Raw genomic sequence first — 26,073 nt, 5'->3', positions numbered from 1 at the left:
CCGGCTGTGGCCAGCATCGACGATGCCGTGGAGACCGACACCCCCCGTTCGCGGTCCAGGCTGCGCGGCGGGCTGGTGACAGTTGGCACGGTGACCGCGCTGCTGGCCGCCATGGGGCTGACCGTCCTCGGGCTGGGCGCGGCCGACAACGCGGTCGCCAACTACGACGCGAGTTCCTGGCTGTGGAGCGCGGCGCGCAGCGAGCTGGCCCGGGTCAACGGGGTCACCGCCCGGGTCGACACCCGCACCGAGGTCGCGGGTGCCCGCCGGCACCCGATGCAGGTCACCCAGACCGACCGGCTGCTGATCCTGCGTGACCTGCAGACCGGGCAGGTCAGCTCACTGGACCTGGCCACCCTGCAGCTCACCGCGACCACCCGGACCACTCCCGGCCTTGGCGTGAGTGTCGCGCTGCACGAGGACGCGGCGTTCGTCGTCGACGCCGTGCAGGGCATCGTGCGGCAGCTCGATCCGCGTTCTCTGACGCCGGTCGGCGAGCCGGTGCGCTATCCCCCGGGCATCACCGGCGGCACCTTCGACGGGGAGGGCCGGCTCTGGATCGCGGTGCCCAGCGAGGGCACCGTGTCTGCGGTCACCGCCGCGAAGCTGCCGTCCGCGCCGGCCTCGGCCGCGCCCGCCGGCGGCGGGCTCAGCCCGGAGCGGGTCGAGACGTACGAGGTCGCGGAGGCCAGCCACGAACTGGTGGTCTCCACGCTGGACGATGGGGTGGCGGTGCTCGATCGCACCGCCGGGAAGCTGGTGCGGGTGCAGCGCGGCGAGGTGCGCCCGACGCCGCTGACGTTGACCGGGCCGGCGGCTCTGCCGGCCCGCACCAGCGGGCCCCGCATCCCGGTCACCGTGCCCGCCGAGCGGCGGGTGCTGGTGGTGGGCGAAGCCGGCGAGGAGCGGGCGTTCACCGTGCCGGGCACCGGCGAGCGGCTCAGCCCGGCGGTGGCCTGGGCGGACCGCTTCTACTGCGCCGACGAGGCCACCGGCACCATCTACTCCTTCGACGCGGCCGGCCAACTGGTCGACACCGTCCGCGGTCGGGCGAACGGGCCGCTGGAGCTGGAGGTACGGGAGAACCACCTGTTCATCAACTCCCCCGACTCAGCGACCGCGCGCGTGGTGGACGACAAGCACCAGGTGCGCGAGGTCAACAAGTACGCCAACGACGTGCTCGGCGGTGACCCGCCGCCGACTCCCCCACCGCCGCCTCCGCCGAAGAAGCCCCGGGTGGGCAAGCCCAGCGCGCCGCGCAGCGTCACCGCCGCCGCCGGCAACGCCCAGGCCCGGGTGAGCTGGCGGCCGGCCGCCGCGAACGGCGCCGAGATCATCAAGTACGTGGTGCAGGGTGCCGGCCAACGCCTGGAGGTGGGCGCCAACCAGCGTGCGGTGGAGGTCAAGGGTCTGACCAACGGCGAGACGTACCGGTTCGCGGTGCACGCCGTCAACGCCAAGGGCGACGGCCCGTCGCGCAGCAGCAACCCGGTGACGCCGACGGCGGCGGTGCCCGACCCGCCGGCCAGCGTCACCGCCCAGGAGCGGCCGGACGGCACGGTGCTGGTGAAGTGGCCGGCCGCGAACGGGCAGGGCAACAAGATCGCGAAGTACGCGGTGACGGCCAGCTCGGCGGGGACGAACGCGCCGGCCGGTGAGTCGACGAAGACGGAGCTGGTGGTGCCCGCCGGGGAGCTGGAGTTCGGCACCCAGTACGCGTTCACCGTGGTGGCGGTCAACGACAAGGGCGCCGGCTCGGCGGCCTCGCCGGTCAGCAACACGGTGGTGCCGTTCGCGGCACCCGGACGGCCGGTCGACCTGCAGGCCGGCACGGTCGCCAACCAGCCGGGCGCGGTCACGGTGCAGTGGGCGCCGGCCGAGGCGAACGGCCGACCGGTGACCAAGTACCTGGTGGATGTCGGTGGGCGCAGCAGCGAGGTGACCGACACCAGCACCACCGTCACCGGGCTGGGCAACGGCCAGAACGTCACGGTGAAGGTGAAGGCGGTCAACGAGGCCGGGCCCGGCCCGGAGGCGACCGCCACGGCCCGCACGGTCGCCGAACCACGGGTCACGGTGACCGGCTCGTCGGCGACCGCCACCTCGGCGACGGTCACGTTCACCGTGGACGCTGGCGGCGGTCAGGCCACCTGTTCGGTGAGCACGCCGGGCGAGCCGGCGAAGGCCGGGGCATGCTCCAGCATCACGGTGCCGGGCCTGACGCCGGGCACGGCGTACACGTTCACGGTGACCGCGAGCAACGCCGCCGGCAAGGGCACCGCGACCAGGGCGCAGGGCACCGATGCGCTGTACGGGATTGCGACCTGCCGCAACGGTGCCTCCGGGCCTGAGGCGACCTACTGCAACAGGGACGTGAGCGGCCGCAACGGCAACGAGGTCTTCTCGGTCCCCCGGCAGGACAACGACAAGCAGGTGGGCTGGGCGGAGCCGGGCACCCGACTGCAGGCGTACTGCAAGAAGTCGGGCGAAGAGGTGTACGCCTACATCTACAACAACGACAAGCGCAGCACCTGGTGGGTGCAGGTCAACTACAGCGGAAAGAACTACATCCCCTGGGCCTGGCTCAACCTGGAGGGCGGCGACAACATCAACGTCCTGCCCACCTGCTGAACCAGCCAGGCAAGGAGCACCACCGACCGTGAACACCCACGAGCCGCTCACCCAGCCGGAGGTGCAGGGCTTCGCCGCCCTGGCCGCCCGGCTGGCCGAGAACATCAACGCGGTGGTGCTCGGCAAGCCGCAGGTGGTCCGGCTGGCGCTGACCGCGCTCTTCGCTCAGGGTCACGTGCTCCTGGAGGACGTGCCCGGCGTCGGCAAGACGACCCTGGCGCGGGCCATCGCCGCCACCGTGAAGGGTCAGTGGCGCCGGATCCAGTTCACCCCCGACCTGCTCCCCTCGGACGTGTCCGGGGTGACCATCTTCAACCAGGCGACCCGCGACTTCGAGTTCCACCCGGGGCCGGTCTTCGCCAACATCGTCATCGCCGACGAGATCAACCGGGCGTCGCCGAAGACCCAGTCGGCGCTGCTGGAGGTGATGGAGGAGCGCACGGTCACCGTGGACGGGGTCCGGCACCCGGTGCCGGAGCCATTCCTGGTGGTGGCCACCCAGAACCCGGTGGAGATGGACGGCACCTACCGGCTGCCCGAGGCGCAGTTGGACCGTTTCCTGGTCAAGCTCTCCATCGGCTACCCGGACGAGGCGGTCGAGGTGGAGGTGCTGCGCGGCGCGACCGTCCGCTCCCCCGAGGCGCTGACCCCGGTCACCGACACCGCCACCGTCGGGGAGATGGTGCGGATGGCCCGCCGGGTGCACATCGCCGAGCCGCTCTACGCGTACGCGGTCCGGTTGGCCGCCGCCACCCGCACCCACCAGCACGTGCGGGTCGGGGTGAGTCCCCGGGGCGTGATCGCGCTGACCCGCGCGGCGTGCGCGTACGCGCTGATCGACGGACGGGGTTGGATCATGCCCGAGGATCTGAAGGCGCTCGCCGAATCGGTGTTCGCGCACCGGCTGCTGCTCACCCCGGACGCCCAGGTGCGCGGGTTGACCGCCGTGGAGGTGCTGCGCCAGGCCATCGCCTCGGTGCCGGTGCCGCTGCCGTCGGGGCAGCCGGCGCCGGTGCAGGGCTGACCGGCAGCAGCGCCATGGGGATCACCGCCCGCGGAGTCGGGCTGCTCGCCTCCGCCGTCGTGCTGCTGGGCGTGGGTTTCCGGTTCGCGTACCCCGAGTTGACGCTGCTCGGCGCGGCGGCCGGCGCGGCCGTCGGCTACGCCGCGCTGACCGCGGCCTGGCGGCCCCGGCTGACGGTGACCCGTCGGGCCGACCCGGACCGGGTGGCCCGTGGCGAGGCGGCGAGCATGACGCTGACCGTCCGCAACACCGGCCGGCTGCGCTCGGCGAACCTGCTGGCCGAAGACCGGTGCGGGGCCCGCACGGTGCCGGTGCCGCTGCTGCGCCTGCGACCCGGCCGGGACACGGAGGTCCGCTACGAGGTGCCGACACATCGCCGTGGGGTCGTGCCGGTCGGGCCGCTGCGGGTGACCCGGCGCGACCCGCTGGGCCTGGTGGCGCTGGCCCGCCCGTACGGTGCGACGGCACCGGTCTGGGTGCACCCCCGGATCCACCCGCTGACGGCGGTGCCGACCGGCGCGGGGCGCAGCCTCGACGGCCGGGTGGACGGGGTGCCGCACGGGTCGATCACGTTCGACTCGCTGCGGGAGTACGTGGTGGGCGACGACCTACGCCGGATTCACTGGCGGACCAGCGCCCGGGTCGGCGAGCTGATGGTGCGGGAGAACGTGGACACCAGCCTGCCCCGCCTGGTTGTGCTGCTGGACAATCGCGCCGCCGCACACCCGAAGCGGGTGGATGGGGTGGCGGAGTCGTTCGAGTCGGCCTGCGAGGCGGCAGCCTCGATCGTCACCGCCGCGCACCGCGCGGACCTGCCGGTGCTGTTGCTGCTGGTCGCCCCGGAACCGGCCACCCCGGCCGAGCGCGGGCACGGCGACCGGACCGCCGATGAGACGGGCGAGGACCCGGGCGGCGGGCACCCACTCGGGCCACTGGACCGGCTCGCCGCCGCCGAGCTCTCCGGCGACGACGACGCGCTGCGCGCGGCCACCACCCGGCTGCGGCAGGACCGGCTCGGCGACACGTTGATCTTCCTGACCGGGCCGGGTGGTCGGGGCGAGTTGGGCCACGTCGGCGCGCTACGCGGCGCGTACCCCTCGGTGGTGGTCGGGGTGTTCGGCGCGACGGAGCCGACGCCGGCCGGCTCGACCGGCCTGGTGGTGGTCGACGCGGCCGACGGGGCGCAGTTCGCCGCCGAGTGGGACGGGGTGCGCCGGTGGTGACGGACGTCGGCCAGCAGCGGCACGGTGGTGCGAGCACCGTCGGCCCGGCGGGCCCTGCCACGAGCCCGGAGCCGCGCGCACCGCAGCGGAACGCCGGGCGGGTGCTGCGGGTGCTGCGGGCGTCCGTCGTCCCGCTGGCGTTGATCGGCCTGACCGCGTTGGCCGGGGTGGTGCTCGGCCGGGTGTACGCCGGCGACCTGCTGACCCGGCTGGTGATCGGTGCCGCGGCCGGGTCGGTGCTGGTCAGCGTTGCCGCCCGGCGGCTGCCGTCCTGGCTGGTGGCGCCACTGTCGGTGGCCGCGATGGCCGGCTGGACGCTGTGGTCGCTGCGGCTGGCCGCCGCTCGGGCGGATCTGCCTGGCGGCCTGCTGGAGGTGACGGCGGATGCCGCGCGCAACGGCATCCCCCGGCTGCTCACCGCGATGATCCCGGTTGAGCCCACGCCGGACACGGTGCTGGTGCCGGTGGTCGCCGCCTGGCTGGCCGGGCTGGCCGGCGCGGAGGTGGCGCTGCGCACCGGCCGGGTGCTGCTGGGCTACCTGCCGGCAGCGGGGCTCTACGCCGCCGCCCTCTACGTGGTCGGCCCGAACGCCGAACCGGCAATCGGGGTGACGCTGGCGTTCGTCGCGGTCGCGGCGGTCGGCCTGGCGACGCCCACCGGTGTACAAGCGGCCGGGGGTGATCCGAGCGCTGACCTCGCCCCCCGGGTACGCGCGGCGGTGCGGGTCCGGCTCGCCATCACCGCGACGCTCGGGGTGGCGCTGGTGGTCGGGCTGGTCGCGCTGCTCGGCCCGGTGCTAGCCGGTCAGGTCGACGGCCGGCCGGTGGACCCCCGCCGATACGTGGAGCCGCCGCAGGTGCAGACGCTGGACGAGAACCCATTGATCCGGATCTCCGGTTGGGCGCTGCACCCGGAACAGAAACTGCTCGACGTGAGCACGGTTCGTTCCGGCGCCCCGACACCGCCGGCCGGTGGCGTCACGCCGAGCGCCGACAGCACCGGGCCGGACGGCGGCACCGAGGACGGGCCTGAGGCGGCGGACGGCGCCGGGGGCAGCGTGCGGATCCGGCTGGCGGTGCTCAGCGACTACGACGGGGTGACCTGGCGGGTCGGCGCGACGTACCGCAACGCCGGTCGGATCCTGCCAACCTCGACGCCGGCCCGGGACAGCGTGGTGGAGACCGTCCGGCAGCAGATCACCGTGGCTGAGCTGAGCGGCCAGTTGCTGCCCGCCGTGGCCACGCCTAGTGAGGTCAGCGGCGCCCGGGTGGCGTACGACCCGGCGACCGGGACGCTGATCCGGCCGGAGGGGCTGACGCCGGGGCTGCGATACACGGTGACCTCGGCCCGGGAGCGCCCGGACGCCAACCTGCTGGCGACCGCGAACGTGCCGGCCGGCGCGGAGGTGGCGCGGGTGCTGCGGGTCGCCGACGGGGTGCCCGACCCGCTGCGACGGCTGGCCGCACAGCTCGCCGAGGAGAACGGCGCCCCGTACGCGCGGGCCACGGCGATCGAACAGTTCCTGGCCGAGCACTACCGGGTGGCGGCGGACGCGCCGAGCGGGCACGCGTACCCGAACCTGGGCTTCTTCCTCTTCGGACCACGCAACGGCGGCGGGCAGGAGGGCACCTCGGAGCAGTTCGCCGCGGCGTTCGCGGTGCTCGGGCGGCTCTCCGGGCTGCCCACCCGGGTGGTGGTGGGCTTCGAGTCCAGCGGGCAGGGGCCGGTACGCGCCGGCGACGCGTACGCCTGGCCGGAGGTGCTCTTTGACGGCCTGGGCTGGGTGGCGTTCGACCCGATGCCCCGCCCGGACAACGAGCCGAGGCCGGTGGAGGAGGACTTCCGCCCGACGCCGGAGGATCCGCCGCCGTCAGAGGCCCCGGCACCCACCGTGGAGCCGACAGCGTCGCCGGAGCCGGCCGCCGCCCCCGGCGGGTCGAGCGACCAGGGCGGTGTGTCCACTCCGGTGCTGGTGGCCGGCGGCAGCGGTGGCCTGCTGCTGCTGGTGGGGGCGCTGCTGCTCACCCTGCTGACGATGCGCCGTTCGCTCACCCGCGCCCGGCTCGGCCGGGGTGAACCTGGCCAGCGCATCGCAGGCGCCTGGCGGGAGGTCACCGACGCGTTGCGGCTGGCTGGTCGGCCGGTCGGCGACGACCTGGCGGCCACCGAGGTCGCCGGGCAGGCTCGGCAGGCCCTCGCCGACGCCCGCACCCACCGAACCGGCGAGGGCCGGACGGGCGACGGGCCACCCATCCCGAACGACATCGCCACCGGCACCGGCACCGGCACCGGCACCGGCACCGGCACCACCGAAACCGGTGGCGTCGAAGAGTTGGCCGACCTGCTCAACCGGGTGGCCTTCGCCCCCGGCGCGGCGACCCCGGACCAGGCGGCCCGGGCCGCCGAGGTATCCACCGCCTACGTGTCGAGCCTGCGCTCCGCCCGCCCCTGGTGGCGCCGCGTCATCTGGTCGACCCATCCCGCACCCCTGCGCCGCCGCACGGCGACCGACCCACCCCGGTGATCAAGAGGTTCGCGTCACCTCAGGTCCGTTTCCTGACGCGAACCTCTTGATCACCAACGGATAGGCCGGGGTGGAAGGGGGGTCAGGCCGTTAGGCGGCGGACGAGCTTGCGGAGGCCGGCCTGCCAACCGTCCGGGTCCTCGGCGCGGCGGCGCGCGTAGTCGGCGACCTCCGGGTGCGGCAGGATCAGGAAGCGCTCCTCGGCCAACCCGGCGATGGCCGCGTCGGCGACCTGGTCCGGGGTGAGCACCGCGCCGGAGGCGGCGATCACCCGGGCGCCCAGGTGACCCTCGACGATCCCGCCGGCGAGCATCGGGGTGTCCACTCCCTGCGGGCAGAGGGCGCTGACCCGGATGCCCCGGTCCCGGTAGGTGATGGCCAGCCATTCGGCGAACCCCACCGAGGCGTGCTTCGTCGCGGTGTACGCGGCGTCGCCCACCGCGGTCAGCACGCCCGCCGCCGAGCAGGTGTGCAGCAGGTGGCCGCCGCCGCGGGCGAGCATCCCGGGCAGCACCGCGCGGGCCGAGTAGACGTGGGCGAGCACGTTGACCCGCCACGCCCGGTCCCAGCCGGCGTCGTCGACCTCCACTCCCCCGCCGGTGGTCACTCCCGCGTTGGCGCAGAACAGGTCGATCCGGCCGTACCGTCGCTCGGTGTCGTCGACCAGCGCGCGGACCTGATCCTCGTCGGTGACGTCGAGTGTGGTGGCGTGCGCGACCGGGCCGATGCCCTCGGCGACCGCGCGGGCCGCGTCGCCGTCCAGGTCGGCGATCACCACGGCGGCGGCGCCTTCGGCGGCGAACCGGCGGGACAGTGCCGCACCGATGCCGCCAGCGCCGCCGGTGACCACCACGATCCGGTCGGTGAGGTTCACGCGGACGCTCCTACGGGGTCGGTGCCCAACTGGGCGATGAGGGTGGTCAGTGCGGCCGCCCCGCCGGCGGTCACCTCGGGGGTGGGCAGCAGCGCGAACACCGGCACCTCCACGCCGGCGTCGGCGTAGCGGCGCACCTGGGCGCGGCACTGCTCCGGTGAGCCGTGCAGCACCAGCGCGTCGACCACCTCGTCCGGCACCGCCGCGCTGGCGCCACGCCGGTCACCGGCGGCCCAGGCCTCCCACATGGGCGCCAGCACCTTGTCGCGGCCGAGCCAGCGGTGGAACTCGGCGTACGCCGGGACGGTGAGGTAGCTGGTGATCAGCCGGCGGCCGAGCGTCCGGGCGTACCCGGCGTCCTCGGTGGGGCAGACGAAGATCCGGGCGGCCACCTCGAAGCCGGCGCGGCGCTCGCCCAGCTCGGCCAGGGCGCGGGGCACGTCGTCGGCGCTGAGCCAGTTGAGGATGACCCCGTCGGCCTCGGCGCCGGCCAGCCGGAGCATCCCCGGGCGCAGCGCGGCGAGCAGGATCGGCGGCGGCACCGCGAGCGGCCTTTCCAGGGTGAACCGGCGCACGGTGAAGGTGTCGTAGACCTCGTCCACGGTCTCGCCGCGCAGCGCGGCGCGCAGGAAGCGCAGGACGTCCCGGGTCCGCCGGAACGGCTCGTCGAACCGCACCGCGTTCCAGTCCCGCACCAGCACCGGCGACGACGCGCCGATGCCGAGCGAGAACCGGCCCGGCGCGGCCTCGGCCAGCGCCGCCGCGCTCATCGCCAGCAGCCCGGGCCCCCGGGTGAAGACCGGGGTGATCGCGGTGCCCAACCGCAGCCGGGGCTGCCAGGCCGCGGCGAGCGCCAGCGGGGTGAACGCGTCGGTCCCCGCGACCTCGGACGACCACACGTCGGTGAACCCGGCACGGTCGAGCGTCGCGTAGACCGCGGCGTGGTCGGCCAGCGGGATGCCGCTCAACGGCACCGTCATGCCCCATCGATTCGTCACCGATCGATCGTGCCCGTTGACGGGGCCTGCGAGCAAGATCCCCGAACCGGGCGGATTTGCCGGTATCGGGCCGCAGGGGCTGTCGCCTGGTGCTACGACTGCCAGGTGGACCGGACCGACGGCGCAGGCCGCTGACCGTGGATTCCAGGGGAGTGGGACGCCTGGAGCCGTTACCCGCGGCGGCCGCCCCCAACCGGGCGACCTTCCTGGAGCTCTTCTTCGACTTGGTCTTCGTCTTCGCGCTCACCCGGATCTCCACGCGCGCGTTCGAGGATCTGAGCCACGATCAGGATCGGGTGCAGGGCTGGGGGGCGGTCACCGGGGGCGGCAAGACACTGCTGTTGCTGCTCGCCCTCTATGCGGTCTGGCAGGGCACCGCGTGGACGACCAGCCGCTACGACCCGTACCGGGTGCCTCTGCAGACCGTGGTGATGATCGCGCTGGTGTGCAGCCTGGTGATGGGGGTGGCGATCCCCCGGGCGTTCAGTCAGACCGGGTTGATGTTCGCGGTGGCGTACGTGGTCGCGCAGATCTCCCGGCCACTGATCCTGGTGATCGCGCTGAGACCGAATCCGCACCGCCGGCTGAAGGTGCGGATGGTGGTGGTGTTCTCGGTCAGCGGGGTGTTCTGGATCGGTGGGGCGATGCTGCCCACCAACGGGAAGGTAATGCTCTGGACGGTGGCGCTGCTCATCGAGTACGTGGCCGCCCGGGTTGGCTGGCCGGTGCCCGGGCTGGGCCGGTCGACGGTCTCGAGGTGGGACATCGCCGGGGAACACCTGGCCGAGCGCTATCAGCAGTTCTTCCTGGTCGCGCTGGGCGAGACGATCCTGGTGGCCGGCTTCGCGTACAGCAAGGGGCCGTACCAGGCTTGGCACGCGTGGGCGTTCGCGCTGGCGCTGGCCACGTCGATCCTGCTGTGGCGGATCTACATCCAGCGCGCCGGGCAGATCCTGGGCGAGGCCGTCGCGCAGGCCCGGCACCCGGCCAGCATCGGCCGGTCGGCGGCGGACACCCACCTGCTGATGGTGATCGGCCTGGCCGCCACCGCGGTCGGCTACGAGCTGATCATCGAGCATCCGCTGGACCGGATCCCCGGGTCGTGGCTGGCCATGGTGCTCGGTGGGCCGGCGCTGTTCCTGGCCGGCCGGGCCCGCTTCGAGTACGAGGTGTTCGGGCGCGTCTCCCCGTCCCGGTGGGTCGCCATCCTGGTGCTGGCGGCAGGGGCGGTGCCGCTGCTGTTCCTGCCCGGTCTGGTCGCCACCGCCGGCGGGGCGCTGGTGCTGGCCGCCGTTGCGGTCAGCGACGCCCGCCGGGCGCACGGCGCCCCACCGGAGGCCGCCGCGACGCCGTTCTGAGCCATCCGCGGAGGGCAATGTGATGCCGGCGCGGCAGGTTAGTCTCGGCGGGTGACCTTCTCCCTCGTCGCACGCTCCGCCGACGACCGCCTGCACGGCGTCGTCGTGGCCAGCAAGTTCCTCGCCGCCGGGGCGCTGGTGCCGGCCGCGGCGGCCGAGGTCGGCGCGCTGGCCACCCAGGCGCACGTCAACCTCGCCTACGGTCCGCAGGGGCTGACCCTGCTGCGCACCGGCGTGGCCGCCGCCGACGTGGTGGCCGGCCTGATCGCCGCCGACCCCGAGCGGGAGCACCGCCAGCTCGGCGTGGTGGGCACCAGCGGTCCGGGCGCCAACTGGACCGGGCCGGCCTGCCACCCGTGGGCCGGCGGGCGGACCGGCGACGGCTGGGCCGCGCAGGGCAACGTGCTCACCGGCCCGGAGGTCGTCGACGCGCTGGGCGACGCATGGCTGGCCGGGTCCGCGCTGCCGTTCGCCGAGCGGCTGGTCGCCGCGCTGCGCGCCGGTGACGAGGCCGGTGGCGACCGGCGGGGCCGGCAGAGCGCCGGCCTGCTGGTGGTCGAGCGCGGCGGCGGGTACGGCGGCCGCAGCGACGTGCTGGTCGACCTGCGGGTCGACGACCACCCCGACCCGGTCACCGAGCTGGGCCGGCTGCTCGCCGTGCACACCCTGCTGTTCAGCCGGCCCGACCCGGCCACCCTGCTCGACCTCAGCGGCGCCGTCGCCGACGAGGTGGCGGCGCTGCTCAGCGCGCTGGGCCACCCGGTGGCCGACGACGGGCCGGAGGCGGCACTGACCTCCTGGGCCGGTTTGGAGAACCTGGAGGAGCGGCTGGTGCCGGGGCGGATCGACCCAGTGGTGCTGACGCACCTGCGCCGCGTCGCCCCGCACGTGCCCGCGCCCCGCTCGGCCAGCTGACCGGAGTCAGCGGCCGAAGGCGAGCCAGCGGAAACTGGCGGCGTCGATCGAGGCCCGTTCCGGGCCGGTCAACGCCGCCCGCCCGGTGGTCTTGCGGATCAGGGTCAGTCGATCCCAGCGCAACTCGGCCGGCACCGGTCGCCCGCCGGTGAGCAGGTCGGCGATGACCGTCGCCGCCTGCGGGGTGAGCCACGGCGGCCGGACCAGCGCGGCGGCCAGGTCCAGGCCGTGCACGCCCACCTCGAGCACCCGGGTCCGCAGAAACTCGGTGACGCGCATCGCGTCGCCGTGCCGGGTCCGGACCACCCGCCCGGACGGGGCCGCGGCGACCGCCGCGTCGGCGGCCCGCCAGGCCCGGTCGAACTCGGTCGACAACGCCGCCCGGTCCACCTGCCGCGCGTCCCGCCGGCCGCCGGAGATCCGACCGGCGTCCACCTCGGGGGTGAACTTCGCCGCGCCGAAGTAGCCGGCGGCGTCCACCTGGGCGCGCGGCGGGGCCGGCGCGGCGAGCATGTCGGTCAGTCGGCCGGCGCCGGTACGCACGTGCGCGATCAACTCTCGAACCGTCCACGGCGGGCAGTCGGTCACCCGGTCGAGGTCGGCGTCGTCCAGCTCGGCCAGGATTTCGGTGAGCCGTGCGCACTCGGCGCGGAACGCCGCTCGGACCGGATCCACTCGTCCGCTCAGCCCTTGACCCGGGGCACCAGCCGGTGCACGACGGTGAGCACCAACGCCATCACCACGGCCATCGTGCCGGCGATGCCGGCGGCGCTGCCGGCGTACCCGGCGAAGAGCGGCCGGCGGGCCAGCTCGTCCGGGCCGGTGCCGCGCAGGTCGACGAGCCAGGACAGGGCCAGCCCGCAGGCGATCAGGGCGATCGCACCGGCCGCCCCGAGCAGCAGCGCGGCGAGTCGGTGCGCGTCACCGTGGGCGACCTCGGCCTGCTCCCGCTGGGTGATCAGCAGGAGCAGCCCGGCCAGCGCCGCCCAGACGCCCACCACCAGGTATGCGGCGACCGCGTCGCTGGGTCGGTGCCAGCCAGCGGAGAGGGTGGCCACCCCGGCGACGGCGGCGTAGCCGGCAGCGAGGAAGGCACCGACGGCCCGCACCTTGGGCGGCAGCACGAGCACCAGCGCGACCGCCACCGACGCGGCCACCGTGGTGTGGCCGCTGGGCAGGCTGTTTCCCACCGCCGCACGTTCCGGGTCGAGGCCGTAGTCCGGCCGGCTCAGCCCGTACTTGAGCAGTTGGGTGGAGACGTTCGCCCCGGCGATCAGCAGGGTGGCGGTGATGGCCAGGGCGATCCGCCCCCGGATGAGGGCGATGAACCCGATCATCGCGGTGGCGGCCAGCAGGGAGACCACCGACATCGCGTTGAGGAGCTTGTCCACCGGACCGTCGATGCGATCCTGGCCGATCCGATTACCGGTCAACGCGACGGTGTCGATCCACTGGCCGATCTCGGTGTGCACGGCCACCCGCCAGACGGCGACGAAGACGACCGTCTGGACAAGGGCCAGCGCGACCAACCAGACCGCCGTCCAACCCCTTGCCGTCGCCCGCATCCGCACACCGTAGCGGCCGGTGCCGGCCGACCGGCCAGTGGCCCACCGACGGCTGACGGCTACGTTGGGACGGAGGCGAGGAGGTGGCGGTGGGCGGCACACCGGAACGGGACGCCGGCCATGCCGCGCCCGACGCGGACAAGCGGACTGGGGTCGACGCGGGCCCTGACGGGCCGACTCGGGCCGAGTCGTTGGCGGACCTGCTGGGCGGCCGGCGCGGCGCCATCGATGCCACCCTGCCGCCGCTGGCGTTCGCGGCGGGCTGGCTGCTCGGCGGCGAGTCGCTGGGAGCCGGGGTCGGCGCGGCGGTGGCCGTCGGCGCCGTGGTGGCCGGCGTACGGCTGCGTCGGGGTGACCGGCCGCGCTCGGTTCTGATCGGGTTGCTCGCCGTCTGCGTCGCGGCGTTGATCGCGGTGCGTACCGGCCGGGCCGAGAACTTCTTTCTGATCCAGGTGCTCTCCAACGCCGCCAGCGCGCTGGCCTGGACGGTCAGCATCGTGGTGCGGTGGCCGCTGCTCGGGGTGCTGGTCGGTGCCGTGTTGGGCCAGCGGGCGCGGTGGCGGCGCGACCCGGCGCTGCTGCGCGGGTACGGCCGGGCCAGTTGGGTGTGGACGGCGACCTACCTGCTGCGGTTGGCGGTGTTCGTGCCGCTGTTCCTGAGTGGACAGGTGCTCGCGTTGGTGGTGGCCCGGGTCGCGCTGACCTGGCCGCTGGTCGCGTCGGCGCTGGCGCTGAGCTGGGTGGTGCTGCGCCGGTCCCTGCCGGCCGGGCACCCGGGGTTGCGTCACCCGGTCACCGGGGAGTCTGCCGCGCCGCCCGTCTGAGCGGACCCGGCAGGGGCGCTGGTGGGTAAAAAAGTGGAGAGGCCGCCACGGGGGGAGCGGCCTCTCCGGTGACGTACGTTACTCCGTCGCGGTCTCCGGCGTGATCCCGTGACGGCCCGAATTTCTGGGCTTTTTCGCGGCACACTCCAGTCCGGGCGGTGGGGCGGGCCAGCCGATCCGCTGCGTTGGCCGGATGGCCGGCCCACCCCGGCCTGACCGTGGGAGTCAGGCCATTCGCCGGCCGGGTCCCGTCGTTCCCCCGGACCCGGCCGGATCCCCGGGATGGGCGGGCACGCCACCCACCCCGGAGGCGCGGTCAGCCGTTCGGGAACAGGTTGCCGTAGTCGGCGTACGCCATGGCGACGTCGGCCTGGGCCCAGAACCGGTGGTAGTTGAAGCTGGGTTCCGCACCACCGTTCAGGTACGCCTGCACCTTGGGCCAGTCCGGGTCGTTCTTGTAGAACGACCGGATGTCGACGAAGCTCTTGCCGGCGGCGATGGCGTCGCCGTTGGGCATCGTCCCGGTCCAGCCCGGCGGGACGTAGAGGCCCTGCCCGCTGGCCGCGTCGTAGGTGTCGTCGAAGCGCCGGTAGTCGCCGCGCTTCTCGGTGGTGGAGACACCCTTGGCGTCGCTGGCGGCGTGGAGCGCGTCGAGCAAACCCTTGGCGGTGTCCTTGGCTGCCACGTTGCCCGACTTGGCCGCGTATGCGATCAGGGTCCGGGCGTAGGCGGCGGCGACGCCGACGTCCTGGCCCTTGACGGTGACCTCGACGTGCAGGTTGGTGTTGGGCTGCGGGCTGGCCGGGTTCCAGGTGGTCGGCTGGCCCGTCCACCTCATGTCCGACGGGATCGACCAGTTGGCGCCGACGGTGGTGTTGGCGATCGCCCAGGGCACCCACTTGTCGAGCAGCGCCTTGGCCTTGGTGTTGCCGGTCTGCAGGTACAGCTCGGCGATCCGCTGCATGGACCAGGCCTGCATGCCGAACCACTGGTTGGACGGCGGGTCGTTGTAGACCGGGTCGACGTCGTAGTACATGCCGTAGAAGGTGCTGGTGCCGGCCGGCGGCTGGCCGTAGTTGCCGCCCCAACTGTTGGTCGCGCCGCCGGCGATGCCGCCCTCCGCGGATTGCAGCCAGGTGTAGAACTCCAACTGCCGCTCGAAGCTCTTGGTCCAGTCGGCGGCCGCGGTCGGCGACTGCGGCTTGAGCTCCGGGGTGTTGGTGAGCGCCCAGGCCGCGAACGGGTTCTGGTAGCCGAAGTGGTTGTGGCTGGAGCCGATCCGCCAGGACCAGTTCTGGTTGGTCTCGTACGCTCCGCCCCAGGCGTAGTACCAGGACATCAGGTAGTGCGCCGAGTCCTTGCCGCTGCCGGCCGCGCAGGCACTCGCCCCGACGCAGTTGCCGATCTTCTTGAAGTACTTGTCGAACATGGCGTACCGCAGGTAGTCGCCCATCTTGGCCGCCTTCGCCACGGTGGCCGCGACGTCGGCCTGCTTGCCCTGCGCCTTGGCCCAGGTCAGCGCCCAGTACGCCGCCTGCACGGCGCGGGCGTCGGCGTCCGGGGCGTTGGTGTACTTCCACTGCTTGGCCGGGGCCGCCGACTCCTTGATGAACAGATCCAGGTAGCCGTACTGGCCGCCAGCGGTGAACGTGTCGCAGGACGGCTGGGGAACGGTCTCCCAGACCGACTCCTGGGTGCCCCGCTGGAACGTGTTGATGTACGCCGGGCGGGTGGTCTTGTCGCCGCAGCGGCCGAAGCCGTACGTGTTGTCCACGTCGATCAGCCAGTGCATGCCGTAGATGTCACCGGTGCCGTAGGTGGACTGGAGTTCGCCGCGCAGCGGGTCCTGACCGACCGACACCGACGGTTCCAACTGCGAGGGGTACTGGCTGGGCAGGTCGTGCTCGGCGGCGTACTGCGGTGTCCCGGCTGCGCCAGCGGTGGGCTGGTCTGAATGATTCGGAATTATATATTTTTCCATCACCGTCCAGGCGTTGTTGAACGGTGCCCAGTTCTGCGTGACGCGGCCGTACTGGGCCTCCAGCCAGAGCCAGAAGCTGAACGCCTCCGAGGTGGTCTCGTGCCCGTGGTCGGGCGCCTCGACGATCAGCGTCTCCACCGAGTGGTACGGAACCCCCTCGGGGCTGAAGTAGCCCGAATTCTTGATCTTGCCGTACTGGTCGAGGAAGCGGGTGACGTACGTGTTGTCGCCGCCGGGGGTGTCGTTGTCCGCCTCGGTGGCGGTGATGGCGAGGGGCGCGTAGCCGGTCGCCGAGGCGGTGACGGTGGCGGTGCCACCGGCGGTGTCGGCGTCCTCGGCCGCGGCGACGGTGACCGTGGCCCCGGTGTTCCAGTTGCTCGGGGTGAGGTTGACCGTGGCGGGCGTGACGGTGATGTCGGCGTCGCCGGTGCGGGTCAGGCTGACCGGCACGGTGGCGGTCGGGGCGGCACTGAGCTTGAGGTTGACCGTGGAGCTGCCGCCCTCGGCGACGGTGACCGCGGACGGGGTGGCGATCAGCGTCGGCCCGGAGGCCGCGGCCACGGTGAAGGACTTCTCGGCGGTGGCGCTGAGGTTGGCGTTGTCGTACGCCTTGGCCTGCACGGTGTAGGCGCCCGCCGGCAGGTCTTCGAGGGTGTAGCCGTACGGGGCTGTGGTGTCGGTGTTGACGAGCAGGCCGTTGCGGTAGAACTCGACCTTGCTGATGGTGCCGTCCGGGTCGGTGGCGGTGGCGGTCAGCGGCACGTCGGCCGGGGCCTCGAACGGGCCGGCCGGCACGGTGAGCCCGACGGTCGGCGGCTGCTGTGCGGCACCGCCGCAGGTGACCCCGTTGACAGCGAACGAGGTGGGTTTGGCGTTGGTGCCGGTGTAGGAGCCGTTGAAGCCGATGTTGGCGGTGGCGCCGGTACCGAGGTTGCCGTTCCACGACTCGTTGGTGGCGGTGACCTGGTTGCCGGTCTGACTCCATCGCGCCGACCAGCCCTGGGTGACCCGCTGGTTGCCGGGGAAGGCGAACGTCAGCGTCCAGCCGGTGACCGGGTCACCGAGTTTCTTGATCGTCACGTTGGCGCTGAAGCCGGTGCTCCAGTCGTTGGTCGCGTAGACCACGTCGCAGGCCGGTGCGGCCTGCGCGGCGCCGGCGGGCAGGGTCACCCCGCCGACGGCGAGCGCGGCGGCGGCGATGATCGCCACTCGACGGCGTCGTGCCAGATGTCTCATGTGCGCGGTGTCTCCTCGGACCAGGCCGGGTTGGTCCCCGGCGGGGCGCCAGCCCGCGAAGGTGGTGGTGCGCGGGGGATTCGAGGCGCCGGGAAGGTGGTCGCCCCGGGCCCGGCCGGGGATCGGCGGTTGCGGCCCGCGCGGGAAGGGGGTCCCGCCGGCTGCGGTCGGGTGTCCGTGACCGGAAGTGGTGCTACCGGCTGCCCTCGGCGGACCCGCGCCACGCGATCTGGCTCCTGTCGCGTTGAATCGACAGTGTGCCATGGAAGCGCTCCCACAACAAGCGCGCGGCAGGCCGATTCAGAGCCTTGTTTCGATCTCGTTTTGGGTCTTTCACAAAGGCGTGACGGGCGTTACAGTCGCAGCATCGTCGATGGGAGCGCTTCCATCGACAAGGTTCCAACTAGAAGATCACCGGGACCGTCTCTGACGGGCCCGGTGAACCAGCCCGAGGGCCGACGACGGGCCAGCCCGGACGCCGTCGTCAGCCATCGTCCCGCCACACGGAGGGAGGTGGAACCAGAGCCACTCGCGTGGCCCGGCTCCCGCGCGACACGCACGGCAGGACCCAAATTCCGCCCGTGTGTGTGCAGTTACGGTGGGGACGGGGGTTGCCCTCCCCCGTCCCCACACTAAACCCCCGTACACGATGGGAAAAGAGGCCGACGGGACAGGCGCGCCGCGCCGCCCGGTCGGCCTCGTTCGCTGTCCGGGGCCGCACCGCCCTCAACCCGCCACTACCGGCCGACACGACGGCCGGCTGACCGGGCTCGCCGCCCCTGACCTATCATGGGAGCGCTCCCGAATCTCGGCGGTGGCCCCGTATCCACGAGGAGAATCATGTCGATACCTACCGGGCCCGCCGGCCCGCTGCGCTTTCCCCGCGACTTCGGCTGGGGCGCGGCCACCTCCGCGTACCAGATCGAGGGCGCCGCAAAGGAGGACGGCCGCGGCGAGTCGATCTGGGACACCTTCAGCCGCGCCCCCGGGCGCACCCGCAACGGCGACACCGGCGACGTCGCCGCGGACCACTATCACCGGTACGCCGAGGACCTCGACCTGATGCGCGACCTCGGGCTACGCAGCTACCGCTTCTCCATCTCCTGGCCACGGATCCAGCCCGACGGCACCGGCGCGCCCAACCAGCGCGGGCTCGACTTCTACCGCCGCCTCCTCGACGGCCTGCACGAGCGCGACATCGCGCCGATGGCCACCCTGTTCCACTGGGACCTACCGCAGGCCCTGCAGGACGCCGGCGGTTGGGAATCGCGGGACACCGCCCACCGCTTCGCCGACTACGCCGACGCGGTGTTCCGCGCCCTCGGCGACCGGGTGCCGGCCTGGCTCACCATCAACGAGCCCAAGACCGTGGTGCAGAACGGCTACCTCAGCGGCCACCACGCCCCCGGCCGGCAGGACCCGGACGCTGCCTACCTGGTCGCCCACCACCTGCAGCTCGCCCACGGGCTCGCGGTCCGCGCGCTGCGCGCCGCCGGCGGCACCGGCCGGATCGGCCCGGCACTCAACCTGCACCCCTGCTACCCCGCCGACGACTCGCCGGAGGCGGCCACGGCCACCCGCCTCTACGACGGCTACGAGAACCGCCTCTACCTCGACTCCCTGCTCAAGGGCAGCTACCCGGAGGACGTGCTGGCCGACCTCGGCCCACAGAGCCGGATGGTCCGCGGCATCCGCGACGGCGACCTGGCGGTCATCTCCTCGCCGGTCGACCTGCTGGCGGTGCAGTACTACACGCCGATCTACGTCACCGCCGACGGCCGCACCGAGCAGCGCTGGCCGACCTCCGAGGCCGAGTGGCAGCAGATCTACCCCGACGGGATGTACGACATCCTGACCCGGGTCACCCGCGACTACGGCCCGATCCCGCTCACCGTCACCGAGAACGGGCTGCCCACCCCGGACGCCCTGGCCGCGGACGGCACCATCGACGACCCCGGCCGGATCAGCTTCCTGCGCGACCACCTGGCCGCCGCCCACCGGGCCATCGCCGACGGTGTGCCGCTGGAGAGCTTCCACGTCTGGTCGCTGCTGGACAACTTCGAATGGGCCGAGGGGTACGACCAGCGGTGGGGACTGGTCTACGTGGACTACCCGACCCAGCGGCGGGTGCTCAAGCGCAGCGCCCACTGGTACCGGTCGGTCATCGCCGACGGCGGCCTCTGAACGGGCCGCCCGGACGGCCGGGCCCGGACGGCTCGGCTCCGTTGAGCCGGTGACCGTCCGGGGCACGGCCGGACCATCAGCGAGGCAGCGCCTGCTGCAACTCCGCCCGCAGCGCCGGGGTGAGCATCTCCCCCGCCTGCTTGGCCAGCCGGGCCATCTCGTAGCCCACCACGCCGATGTCCGCGTCCCCGGCGGCCAGCGTGGCCAGGATCGACCCGTCCCGCACCTGCATCACCAGAAAGTAGCCCCGGCCCATCTCGACCACCGTCTGCTTGACGACGTCATTGTCGAACATCTGGGCCGCGCCCGCGGTGATGCTCATCAGGCCGGAGGTCACCGCGGCGAGCTTGTCCGCGTGGTCGCGGGGCAGGTTGTCGGAGAGCGCAACCAGCAGCCCGTCGGAGGAGACCACCACGGCGTGCGCCACACCCGGCACCCGCTCCGCGAACGCGCTCACCAGCCAGCTCAGGTCCCGTGCCTCCTGGCTCAACGTCGTCACTGTCGTCGTCCCCCTTCGTCGTGCCCCCCGAAGGGTGGCACGGGTATCTCGGTGGTGTCCTCGGCCTCAGCACGCCGTACCCCGCTGTAGAGCCGGGAAAGCATGCCACCGACCGCCTCCGGGTCCAGATCGTCGCGCGCCGGCGCCGATTCCGGCCGGGCCGGGCGGGTGACCGCGGAGAGCTGTGCCATCGGTACCCGCATCGGCAGGCCCCGCTCGTTCGTGCCGGCGGTCACCGGGATGGCCGGCGGCACGACCGGCCCCGGCCCCGCCGGCCCGACCGGACCCTCCGGGGACCACCAGCCGCCGCCGTTACCCGACCGCGCCGGGGCGAGCACGTCTCCGGCCCGGACCGACCCCTGGCGGGGCACGGCGATCCCCGGCGGGCGGCCTGCCACGGGCAGGTCCAGTGGCGCCACGGCCGGCCCTGGCACGCCCGCCGCCCGGGTGGCCCCGGGCACCCGCTGCGCACCAATGCCCCGAGCCGCGCTCGTGGCCAACATCCGGGCTGGCGCCGGCGGATCCAACTCCACCGCCCCCGCCGGGGCCAGCAACGCGGCAGGCAGCACGAGCCGGGCGACGAGACCATCCTCGCCGCCGTCCAACCGCACCCGCACACCGAGCCGGGCGGCCAGATGGCTGACCACGAACAGACCCATCCGCTCGACCGCCGCGACGTCCGCAGCCGGCGGGCTGGCCAGCACCACGTTCGCCTCAGCCAACCCGGTCGGGCTCATGCCCAGGCCACGGTCGGCGATCTCGATCAGCGCGGACGCGGCCTCGACCCGGGCGGTCACCACCACGACCGTGTCCGGCCGGGAGAAGGCGGTGGCGTTCTCCAGCAACTCGGCCAGCATGTGCACGAGCTCACCGACGGCGTGCCCGACCACGTGCACGTTGCCCACCGACTCGAGGCGGACACGCTGGTACTGCTCGATCTCGGCGGCGGCGGCCAGCAGCACCGCGCCGAGGCCCACCGGCCGGTTCCACCGGCGGGTGGACTCAGTGCCGGCCAGCACCAGCAGGCTCTCGTCGTTGCGGCGCATCCGGGCGGCCAGGTGGTCGAGCTTGAACAGGTTCTCCAGCTGGTCCGGGTCGCTCTCCTCGCGTTCCAGATCGTCCAGCAGCTCCAGTTGGCGCTCCACCAGCACCTGACTGCGCCGGGCCAGGTTGACGAACATCGCGTTGACGTTGCGGCGCATCAGCGCCTGCTCGACGGCGACGGTGACCGCGCTGCGGTGCACCGCGACGAACGCCTCGGCCAGCTCGCCGATCTCGTCGAGCGAGCGGACCACCGCCGGCGGGACCTCGATGCCGGGCACCCCGCCGGTGACGGTCCGCAGCCGGTCCAGCGCGTCCGGCAGCTCGATCTGCGCGATCCGCAGCGCCTGGCTGCGCAGCAGCCGCATCGACCGGGCGACCGACCGGCCGACGAGCAGCGAGATCAGCAGGGCGACCAGCAGCACCGCGACGATCCCGCCGACCACCAGCAGGGTGGCGCGCAGCTGGCCGGTGCTGGCGTCGTCGGCCTGTCGCACGGCGTCGTCCAGCACCCCCGCCTCGACCTGCCGCAGCAGCTCCTGGCGTTGCTGGCTGGCCGCCCACCACTGCTCGGAGGGCAGCACCTCGGGCGGTGCGTCACCGGCCGGCAGGCTGCGCTCCTCCAACCGGGTGGCGACCAGGAACAGCGGATCCACCGAGCTCTCGTCGTACCGGCGGATCTGGTCGCTGGTGGCGGCCACCCGGAACGCGCCGAGCGCGGTCAGTTGCTGGGCGCGCAGGTCGGTGAGCAGCACCCGGTCCTCGGTGCCGTACCGGCCGGCGCGCGCGGCGGCGTAGAGCTGGGCCCGAACCCGCGAGGAGAGCTCCTTGACCCGGGCCAGCTGGACGTAGCGCAGCACCGCGTCGCTCAACGCCGGCCGCTCCTGACCCGGCGTCGGCTCCGCGAGCAGGTCGAGCAGCACGTCGACGGCCCGGTGGTAGTTGCTCAGGATGGTGTCGTTGCTGAGCACCGCCGGCGGGATCGCCGGCCGGATGTCCACCACCTGGTCGTACGCCTCCAGCACCTCGGAGAAGGCGACCCGCCAGGAGGCGTCGGCGTCGGCCAGCGGCTCGGCCGCCCGCCGGAGGTCCACAATGGCCCGGTCGGTGGCCGACTGCAGAGGCTTCAGGGCCGCAGCCGAGGTCTCCCGGTCGCCACCGCGGCGCAGCTCCCCCAGCTCCCCCGCGGAGCGGTCCCGCTCCTGCTGGAGCTGGTGCACCACCGCGGTGATCTGCCGGCCGATGCCCACCTGACGGGCGAAGTCGTTCAACGCCGTGGTCCGCCCCACCAGCGCGCTGGTCTGCACGCCGGCGAGCACCAGGAACGCCACCGACGGCACCACCAGAACGGTGGCCAGCTTGGTGCTCATCCGCCAGTCGCGCAGCCGGAACGGCGAGCGGCGCCGGTGGGGAACAACCCGGACATCGAAGCGACGCCGGCGATGGTTCGACACCGCGCCGTTCCCCGGGTCGGAACCTGCCGCCACCCTGCCTCCTCCGTCCTGCCGCGTCCACCGCGGTCCGGGGAGCGCAGTCCATCCAACCAGGCTCGGGAGCGCTGTCAACGGTCCGAACGTGGCGGCGGTTCAGGAAGGATACTGCGGGTGCGGAGGTGGTGTCGTGGTCGGTAAGACCAGCTCGTCCGTCCGGCCGATGTCGGCGAGCTCCACCGCGTCACCGTAACGGCCCAGCGCCACCAACGCGGCGCCGGTGGCACCGATCTCCGGATTGCGTTGGTGCGACACCGGTCGCGGCGCGAGCGCCGTCGCGAACGACTGCCGCCACCACACCGACGCGGCCACCGCGCCACCGCCCAGCACCACCTCGACCGGTCGGTCGATCGTGGACTCCAGCACCGCGAGGTCGTGGGCGACCAGCTCGCACAGGCCCTGCATCAGCCCGGCCAGGATGTCCACCGCCGTGGTGCCGAAGCTGAGCCCACGCAGCTCGCCCGTACCCGCCGGGGCCAGCCCGGGCGCCCGGTCGCCGCCGAAGCGGGGGTCAGCCGGCCGGCCACCGCCCGCCGGCACCAGCGCCAGCGCCGCGTCCAGTTCAGCGCCCTGGGGCAACCGCAACTCCCGGTCGGCCCAGGCGAACAGGTTGCCGCCACTGGAGTACGCCGCGCCGGTCACCACGTGGTCGTGGTCGACCCGGTAGCGCCAGAGCCGTTCGGGCAGCCGGGGCAACGGCTCGCCGGCCGGGATCCGCTGCATCAGCCGTACGGCTGCGGAGGTGCCGACGGTCACCGCGGCCCGGCTCGGGTCCACGCAGCCCGAGCCGACGTTCGAGGCCCCGCCGTCGCCCACCGGCGGCGACCACCGGGCCTCGGCCAGCTGCGGCCAGCGGCGGGCGCGGTCGGCCCGTAGCCGGCCATGCCATTCCAGCTCGCCCAGGGGCGGCAGCTCCTGCGGTCGCGCCCCGGCCAGCGTCAGCGCCTCGTCGTCCCAGCGCAGGCTGCCCAGGTCCAGCAGGCCGGTCCCGGAGGCCTGGGACACCGACATGGGTGCCCCTACGAGCAGCTCTCCCAGCACGTACTCGGGCAGGCCGACGAACCGGGCGATCGGGCTGCCGGACTGCTCGCGCAGCCAGGGCAGCCGCACGGTCCAGTAGTTGCGGTGCCACCAGCAGCCGGTGCGCTGGTGGAAGTCGTCCGGGTCGGCTGGGCCGGGCGCACCGTCGCGCGGCGTCGGCCGGGTGTCCAGCCAGGTGAGCACCGGACCCAGCGGGGTGCCGTCGCGGTCCAGCGGGAGCACCGAGTGCCACTGCGCCGAGACCGCGACCAGATCGACGTCGTGCAGGTGCCCCGCGGCGGCCAGCTCGTCGAGGCACTCGATCAGGGAGGCGAGATAGTCGGGACCGGAGAGCGTGCCGGTGCCGTTGTCGCCGATGGCGAGGTTGACCTTCCGCCGGGCCAGGGCGCCGGGCATCGGTTGGGTGTCCCCGTCCAGCACCAGCCCGCGTACCGAGGAGGTGCCCAGATCGAGCGCGAGAATGTTCATCGCCGGTCAAGTTACCCGCTGCCGACCGTGCCGGAACGTCGGTCGGGCCGGGCGCCACCGGGACGCGCCATCGGGTTCCGGGCCCGGCTGCGGGCGCGTAGGGTGGATCGCATGCTCGCGCATCCGACCTGCTGGTGGCCCGCCGACCCGGCGGCCACCCCCCGCGCGTAGCTCCATCCACGCGGCCGCCATCGAGGCGGCCGCCGGATCTCCCGGCCCGGATGGCCGCCCCACTGGCGGCGCCCGGCCCCACGGAGAATCCGATGACCCACCTGACCGACCTGCTCGCCGCCGTCGCGCGCGGCGTCGACCCAGGCCCCTTCGCGCTGCTGCGCCGCGAGGGCGCCGACGAGCTGGAGCTGTTCACCGGCCCGGTCGACACCGTCGACCGGCTGGCGGACATCCCGCTGCAGCCGGGCGCGCCCGGGGCGCGGACGCTGGCCCTGGTGCCGTACCGGCAGATCACCGAGCGCGGTTTCGCCTGCCGCGACGACGGATACCCGCTGGAGTGCCTCCAGGTCCGCGAGCACCGACGGATCGCCCTGGCCGACGCGCTGGCCGCGCTGCCCGACGAGCCGGTGCGCGCCGTCGACGCCGCGTTCGACGTCACCGACGAGGAGTACGCGCAGACCGTGCAGCGGGTGCTGTCCGAGGAGATCGGTCGCGGCGAGGGTGCCAACTTCGTCATCCACCGCACCCTGCATGCCACCGTGCAGGGCCCGCCGCTGGTGGCCGCGCTGGCCGCGCTGCGCCGGCTGCTGGTCGCCGAACGTGGGGCGTACTGGACGTTCGTGGTGCACACCGGGACTCGGACGCTGGTCGGCGCCAGCCCGGAGCGGCACGTCAGCGTCGACGACGGGCTGGTGATGATGAACCCGATCAGCGGCACCTTCCGGCCCGTCGGCGGCACGCCGGACCGGGCGGCGCTGCTGCGCTTCCTCGCCGACACCAAGGAGGTCGAGGAGCTGTACATGGTGCTCGACGAGGAGCTGAAGATGATGGCCACCGTCGCGGAGCACGGCGGTCAGGTGATCGGCCCGTACCTCAAGGAGATGTCGCACCTGGCACACACTGAGTACCTGCTCGCCGGTCGGGGCACCCGCGACGTGCGGGAGGTGCTGCGGGAGACGATGTTCGCCCCCACCGTGACCGGCAGCCCGATGGAGAACGCATGCCGGGTGATCGCCCGGCACGAGCGCGTCGGCCGGGGCTACTACGCGGGCGTGCTGGCCCTGCTCGGTCACGACGAGGCTGGCCGGCAGACGCTGGACGCGCCGATCCTGATCCGTACCGCCGAGATCTCCCCCAGCGGCCGGCTGCGGGTGCCGGTGGGCGCCACCCTCGTCCGGCACTCGACGGCGGCCGGCGAGGTGGCCGAGACGCACGCCAAGGCGGCCGGGGTGCTGGCCGCGCTCGGCCTCGGCCCGGCGGCACCCGCCGGCGACGGCCGGCCGGTCGCGCGGCTGGCCGACGACCCGGCGGTACGCGAGGCGCTGGCCGCGCGCAACGCGCCGCTGGCGCGGTTCTGGCTGGACCAGCGAGCGCCGGACGCGCCAGGGCTGCCCGGGTTGATTGGCCGCCGGGCGCTGATCGTGGACGCCGAGGACACCTTCACCGGCATGCTGGCCCACCAGCTGGGCGCGTTGGGTCTCGCGGTCACGCTGCGGCCGTGGCACGCCAGCGGCCCGGTCGACGCCTATGACCTGGTGGTGGCCGGGCCCGGACCGGGCGACCCGGGCAGCGAGGACGAGCCGAAGATGGCGGCGCTGCGCGGGCTGCTGACCGGGCTGCTGGCGAGCGGTCGCCCGACCCTCGCGGTCTGTCTCGGCCATCAGGTGCTGGCCGGGCTGCTGGGGCTGCCCCTGCACCGGCGCGAGGCCCCCTACCAGGGGTTGCAACGGGAGGTGCCGCTGTTCGGCCACCCCCGTCGGGTGGGCTTCTACTCCACGTTCACCGCCCGCGCCGAGGTGGACCGGCTGGATACCGCGTACGGGCCGGTGGAGCTGGCCCGGGACGTGCGCGACGGCGCCGTGCACGCGCTGCGCGGGCGCGCCTTCGCCGGGGTGCAGTTCCACCCCGAGTCGGTGCTCAGCCCGGACGGGCTCGCCGTGCTGACCGAACTGCTGGGCGACCTGCTGCCGGCCCCGCGCCCGGACGAGCTGTCGGCGGCAGGCGGGCGAGCATAGTCACCGCGCC

At 73.7% G+C, this 26,073-nt stretch carries 17 protein-coding genes; 9 read left to right on the top strand and 8 right to left on the bottom strand.

All coding sequences use genetic code 11. The annotated features are described in order from the left end of the window. Positions 1-6: 6 nt before the first annotated feature. The 4 genes from OG990_RS04070 to OG990_RS04055 are packed head-to-tail and all read left to right on the top strand — an operon-like array spanning position 7 to position 7,403. Positions 7-2,631, top strand: coding sequence for a fibronectin type III domain-containing protein (locus tag OG990_RS04070; RefSeq protein WP_406079024.1), 2,625 nt, complete (start codon positions 7-9; stop codon positions 2,629-2,631). A gap of 28 nt (positions 2,632-2,659) precedes the next feature. Then, entirely contained in the window at positions 2,660-3,655 is a 996-nt protein-coding gene (locus tag OG990_RS04065) for a MoxR family ATPase (RefSeq protein ID WP_328418601.1), read from the top strand. 14 nt (positions 3,656-3,669) lie between these two features. Then, positions 3,670-4,878 carry a DUF58 domain-containing protein gene (locus OG990_RS04060; RefSeq protein ID WP_406079023.1) on the top strand — a complete coding sequence of 403 codons (1,209 nt, stop codon included), beginning with the start codon at positions 3,670-3,672 and terminating at the stop codon, positions 4,876-4,878. Continuing rightward, positions 4,872-7,403 (top strand): DUF3488 and transglutaminase-like domain-containing protein, encoded by a 2,532-nt coding sequence (locus tag OG990_RS04055; RefSeq protein ID WP_406079022.1) that lies wholly within the window; start codon positions 4,872-4,874, stop codon positions 7,401-7,403. The genes OG990_RS04060 and OG990_RS04055 overlap by 7 nt, the downstream gene beginning before the upstream one ends. Positions 7,404-7,485: 82 nt before the next feature. On the opposite strand, the gene OG990_RS04050 is transcribed toward OG990_RS04055, so the two are convergent. Both OG990_RS04050 and OG990_RS04045 read right to left on the bottom strand, forming a co-directional pair. Continuing rightward, positions 7,486-8,277, bottom strand: a complete 792-nt coding sequence (locus OG990_RS04050; RefSeq protein ID WP_328418603.1) for an SDR family oxidoreductase — start codon at positions 8,275-8,277, stop codon at positions 7,486-7,488. Beyond that, a complete protein-coding gene (locus OG990_RS04045) occupies positions 8,274-9,257 on the bottom strand; it encodes an LLM class F420-dependent oxidoreductase (protein ID WP_406081645.1) in 984 nt (327 codons plus the stop codon). The genes OG990_RS04050 and OG990_RS04045 overlap by 4 nt, the downstream gene beginning before the upstream one ends. Before the next feature lie 170 nt (positions 9,258-9,427). On the opposite strand from OG990_RS04045, the gene OG990_RS04040 reads away from it, so the two are divergent. Together OG990_RS04040 and OG990_RS04035 are read left to right on the top strand one after the other, a co-directional pair. Continuing rightward, a complete protein-coding gene (locus OG990_RS04040; RefSeq protein WP_406079021.1) occupies positions 9,428-10,633 on the top strand; it encodes a low temperature requirement protein A in 1,206 nt (401 codons plus the stop codon). Positions 10,634-10,684: 51 nt separating this feature from the next. Further along, positions 10,685-11,548 carry a DUF1028 domain-containing protein gene (locus tag OG990_RS04035; RefSeq protein ID WP_406079020.1) on the top strand — a complete coding sequence of 288 codons (864 nt, stop codon included), beginning with the start codon at positions 10,685-10,687 and terminating at the stop codon, positions 11,546-11,548. Between the two features lie 6 nt (positions 11,549-11,554). Here OG990_RS04035 and OG990_RS04030 read toward each other — a convergent pair whose 3' ends face one another. Next, on the bottom strand, positions 11,555-12,223 hold the full coding sequence (locus OG990_RS04030) for a maleylpyruvate isomerase N-terminal domain-containing protein (protein WP_406079019.1): 669 nt from the start codon (positions 12,221-12,223) through the stop codon (positions 11,555-11,557). Between the two features lie 8 nt (positions 12,224-12,231). Continuing rightward, a complete protein-coding gene (locus tag OG990_RS04025; protein WP_386983664.1) occupies positions 12,232-13,119 on the bottom strand; it encodes a phosphatase PAP2 family protein in 888 nt (295 codons plus the stop codon). 185 nt (positions 13,120-13,304) lie between these two features. On the opposite strand from OG990_RS04025, the gene OG990_RS04020 reads away from it, so the two are divergent. Next, positions 13,305-13,937 (top strand): DUF3159 domain-containing protein, encoded by a 633-nt coding sequence (locus tag OG990_RS04020; RefSeq protein WP_406081644.1) that lies wholly within the window; start codon positions 13,305-13,307, stop codon positions 13,935-13,937. Between the two features lie 316 nt (positions 13,938-14,253). Here OG990_RS04020 and OG990_RS04015 read toward each other — a convergent pair whose 3' ends face one another. After that, on the bottom strand, positions 14,254-17,154 hold the full coding sequence (locus tag OG990_RS04015) for a glycoside hydrolase family 48 protein (protein WP_406079018.1): 2,901 nt from the start codon (positions 17,152-17,154) through the stop codon (positions 14,254-14,256). Between the two features lie 840 nt (positions 17,155-17,994). On the opposite strand from OG990_RS04015, the gene OG990_RS04010 reads away from it, so the two are divergent. Then, positions 17,995-19,338 carry a GH1 family beta-glucosidase gene (locus OG990_RS04010; protein ID WP_406079017.1) on the top strand — a complete coding sequence of 448 codons (1,344 nt, stop codon included), beginning with the start codon at positions 17,995-17,997 and terminating at the stop codon, positions 19,336-19,338. A 76-nt stretch (positions 19,339-19,414) separates the two neighbouring features. Here OG990_RS04010 and OG990_RS04005 read toward each other — a convergent pair whose 3' ends face one another. The 3 genes from OG990_RS04005 to OG990_RS03995 all read right to left on the bottom strand — a co-directional run bounded on the left by OG990_RS04005 (position 19,415) and on the right by OG990_RS03995 (position 23,877). After that, entirely contained in the window at positions 19,415-19,828 is a 414-nt protein-coding gene (locus OG990_RS04005) for a roadblock/LC7 domain-containing protein (protein ID WP_328418611.1), read from the bottom strand. A gap of 5 nt (positions 19,829-19,833) precedes the next feature. Continuing rightward, positions 19,834-22,365, bottom strand: a complete 2,532-nt coding sequence (locus OG990_RS04000; RefSeq protein WP_406079016.1) for a nitrate- and nitrite sensing domain-containing protein — start codon at positions 22,363-22,365, stop codon at positions 19,834-19,836. A 99-nt stretch (positions 22,366-22,464) separates the two neighbouring features. Next, the gene (locus tag OG990_RS03995) at positions 22,465-23,877 is read right to left on the bottom strand and encodes an FGGY family carbohydrate kinase (RefSeq protein ID WP_406079015.1); all 1,413 of its coding nucleotides are present in this window, start codon (positions 23,875-23,877) and stop codon (positions 22,465-22,467) included. A gap of 263 nt (positions 23,878-24,140) precedes the next feature. Here OG990_RS03995 and OG990_RS03990 point away from each other — a divergent pair, with 263 nt between their 5' ends. Continuing rightward, a complete protein-coding gene (locus tag OG990_RS03990; RefSeq protein WP_406079014.1) occupies positions 24,141-26,063 on the top strand; it encodes an anthranilate synthase family protein in 1,923 nt (640 codons plus the stop codon). Positions 26,064-26,073: the final 10 nt, after the last annotated feature.

The organism is Micromonospora sp. NBC_00858 (assembly GCF_045207365.1).
GTDB lineage: Bacteria > Actinomycetota > Actinomycetes > Mycobacteriales > Micromonosporaceae > Micromonospora.
This window is presented reverse-complemented; position numbering and strand designations above follow the sequence as displayed.

Excerpts from the sequence above, each read along its gene's own strand:
- OG990_RS04060 (WP_406079023.1), top strand. The coding sequence starts at position 3,670 with ATGGGGATCACCGCCCGCGGAGTCGGGCTGCTCGCCTCCGCCGTCGTG.
- OG990_RS04045 (WP_406081645.1), bottom strand. The coding sequence starts at position 9,257 with ATGACGGTGCCGTTGAGCGGCATCCCGCTGGCCGACCACGCCGCGGTC.
- OG990_RS04015 (WP_406079018.1), bottom strand. The coding sequence starts at position 17,154 with ATGAGACATCTGGCACGACGCCGTCGAGTGGCGATCATCGCCGCCGCC.
- OG990_RS04010 (WP_406079017.1), top strand. The coding sequence starts at position 17,995 with ATGTCGATACCTACCGGGCCCGCCGGCCCGCTGCGCTTTCCCCGCGAC.
- OG990_RS03995 (WP_406079015.1), bottom strand. The coding sequence starts at position 23,877 with ATGAACATTCTCGCGCTCGATCTGGGCACCTCCTCGGTACGCGGGCTG.
- OG990_RS03990 (WP_406079014.1), top strand. The coding sequence starts at position 24,141 with ATGACCCACCTGACCGACCTGCTCGCCGCCGTCGCGCGCGGCGTCGAC.